Annotated in this window: 3 protein-coding genes; 2 read left to right on the forward strand and 1 reads right to left on the reverse strand. The window is 45.1% G+C overall.

The genetic code is table 11. From position 1 onward, the window contains the following. Positions 1 to 576: 576 nt before the first annotated feature. Together AB7U36_RS22010 and AB7U36_RS22015 are read left to right on the forward strand one after the other, a co-directional pair. On the forward strand, positions 577 to 774 hold the full coding sequence (locus tag AB7U36_RS22010) for a hypothetical protein (protein ID WP_428161743.1): 198 nt from the start codon (positions 577 to 579) through the stop codon (positions 772 to 774). Further along, on the forward strand, positions 767 to 934 hold the full coding sequence (locus AB7U36_RS22015; protein WP_428161744.1) for a hypothetical protein: 168 nt from the start codon (positions 767 to 769) through the stop codon (positions 932 to 934). The genes AB7U36_RS22010 and AB7U36_RS22015 overlap by 8 nt, the downstream gene beginning before the upstream one ends. Here AB7U36_RS22015 and AB7U36_RS22020 read toward each other — a convergent pair. After that, positions 929 to 2,599, reverse strand: a complete 1,671-nt coding sequence (locus tag AB7U36_RS22020; RefSeq protein WP_428161745.1) for an AIPR family protein — start codon at positions 2,597 to 2,599, stop codon at positions 929 to 931. The genes AB7U36_RS22015 and AB7U36_RS22020 overlap by 6 nt on opposite strands. Positions 2,600 to 2,699 lie beyond the last annotated feature (100 nt).

Genomic DNA, 2,699 nt, shown 5'->3' on the forward strand with positions numbered 1-2,699 from the left:
TCACATAGTCGGGTAAGGGGATCATAACCGTTTTTATTAGAATTTCTTTCATCGCATTCTCCTTAAAAGGGTATTAATGGCCTTAATTATGATGATTTTATAAAAAAGTCTGGGTAAGTTACTCAGATCTTTAAAGCTTTTTTTGTGTGCTATGCCTGGTAGTTGATATGTCAGTTCAGCCCATGATTATTTTCCAGAATTATATGAGAAAAATATGGGAAGTCAAGCTTTATAGGTAATTTGACCCTGTCAAAGTTCGAATTAAAAAGATTTTTCGTCATTGATTGATTCTCTTCATTTTATATGAAACTAGAGACAAGATACAAGAAACAAGAGGGCGAAGCGCCTGCGGCGCCCATTTTAGCCCTGAATTGTTGGAGTCTTTAGTTTCATTGTTTGTTGTGGGCTTGCGGCCCATGTGGGTTATATAAGAAATAGTTGTATAATCTGCACAGAAGTTACAATTTTCGTTGTGGATAGAGCCACGGTGGAAAAACAGGTCAGCCCGTGCTGTTTTCTGCGATTGTCTGTAAAACCGGTCTTTTGCTTTTGTGTCTTTGAGGAGAATAAATTATAGTGGGAACCTTTTGTCTGAAGAACGCCATCCAGGTGGCAGACCGGGTAAGGGACCGCCTCTTTGATGATTCCTGGTATATTCTTGGGCGCATTGAAAAAGGGCTGGTCCGGATTAATCCCAAAAATCAGAGCACTGAAGTTTTGGAAATGCTCAGCGACATTATTCTGAATATGTCTGCCTTTGCAGGCCGTGCTTGAGGTGGCGGACAGCCGCATCACCAACGATGTCATGCCCAATGATCAGCATATTACCCTGGCATGGGGCCGGGATTACGGGGATGTCACCCCGGTCCGGGGTTCGGTGCTTGGCGGCGGCAACCACCGTCTCCAGGTGGTTGTGGATGTGGTGCAGCTATAAGGATCCAAGCATTTCAAGAAGGTCTCCACGCCTGAAGGTCGCTGAAAGTTGTTGGAGAGATATTTCTCTTTTTCCGTAACAGGCTTTCAGAGCATCTATCACGTCTTTCACGGCGTTTGCGTGATATTCCGCTTTGCCATCTTCGAATTTCTGAACTATTTCCTGAAAGTTGCGATGCGAAACCTCTCTCGGGGATACACCCATGTCACCCATAAGTTTTCTGCCAATCAACATCGAAATGTAATGCGATGCATAAGGCATGAAATCTGGTGGTGTAGAAGAAGTCGGGCGTTTCCTTTCATTTTCCACAGATCGAAAAATCAGAACGGCCAGAAGGGCTTGAGCCGCATTCAAATCATTGAAGATATCTTCATAGAGTTTCCCAAAGTGTTCTTTACGCCGAAATTTTGCCTGATGTGGTCGTTCTCTCCAGATTGCCAGAACCGATTCCGCAACAATGGAACTGGTTATGACGCTTGAGCCGCCACCGCCTTCTTCACGCTGACGTTTGTATGTATAGCCAAGATCCGCAATACCGATTTCAAGTTGTTTCTGAATCTCGTCATTTGAACGAAGATCCCGCAAATCGACAGGATTCTGGCTATTGGTCGCATAAGTGATGTCTTGTACAAAATCCTTATGTGTCTCGGCGAGTTGATAAATGCGGACCATGACATAGGCTGATTCGCCCACTCTGCCGGACAGAACACCATTCAAGGTTTCCTGAATCGTTTTGCATGTTTGACCGCCATTGATCACCTGCATATTTTTGAGCTGCACTTTGTAGTCCGATTTTTGAAAAGCATTGTAATCAAATTTATCACAGACCACTGTGATGCCGTTGTTGTAGAAGTAAAATTTATCCGATCGTTGTGGATCACACAGCGTTTCATGAATCGCTGTGTTAACGCGATTGGTGTGAAGGCCGAGGTAGCGGCGAATATTTCTTTCCAGAAGCTTGTCTCCATGCTCATTAAACAGTCTATGAATCTCTTGCACTGAAACACGTCCGACCAACACGCGCATGTAATTCATGTCTTCGACAATGGCCTGGCCATTCAAGGTCAATGTGGTATCAACCTTTTTGCTTCTTTGCAGGATGTTGACTATGGAGTCGTGATTGAAATGGAGAAAATCAACTTTGTCGCCGTAATCCTTTTTCGCCTCATCTATCCAATGGCCGGTCTGTTCCGTCCATTGGGCGCCATTGTTGCATAAGATGACACGTACATTGGGAATGTAGGCATCCCTGATAAGAGAACGGATTTCCTCAATTTTTGGTGCTATCTTTTTGTTTAACGCGACCCTGCGATAGGGATCAAAAAGTACTTGTACGGTATCAACAGCTTTCTGGACACCGTTTTCCGGGAAATTTGCCTCACCTTCCAGATCCTTTACCTTGTATTTGCCCTGGAAGACCGTGACCAGGAACTCCCCGTCCTCCACCTCGCCAACATGGAGTCCATCAACCCCCGCATCGTTGCCGCCTTCGGTAATCAACTCCGCCGCATCTTCAAGAGGCGTCTCAAGGCAAGTTGAGATGCACAACAGCACAAATGCCGCTGACTTCTTCTTGTTAATATCAGAGCCTTCCGGCAACCACTCCGGGTGATCCTGAACAATACCGGTTACCCGCTGGTCGATAATGCTGGCGTTGATGTTCATGTGTTATCTCCTAAAAATTTGGTCTTCCTCATAAAGCGTGGCGTTTGGGTTAATAATACACGCTGACCCTGCCTCAGAACAGTTTTTTTATTTCCAGGAT

It is taken from the genome of Desulfobacter sp., assembly GCF_050177295.1.

Excerpts from the sequence above, each read along its gene's own strand:
- AB7U36_RS22020 (WP_428161745.1), bottom strand. The coding sequence starts at position 2,599 with ATGAACATCAACGCCAGCATTATCGACCAGCGGGTAACCGGTATTGTT.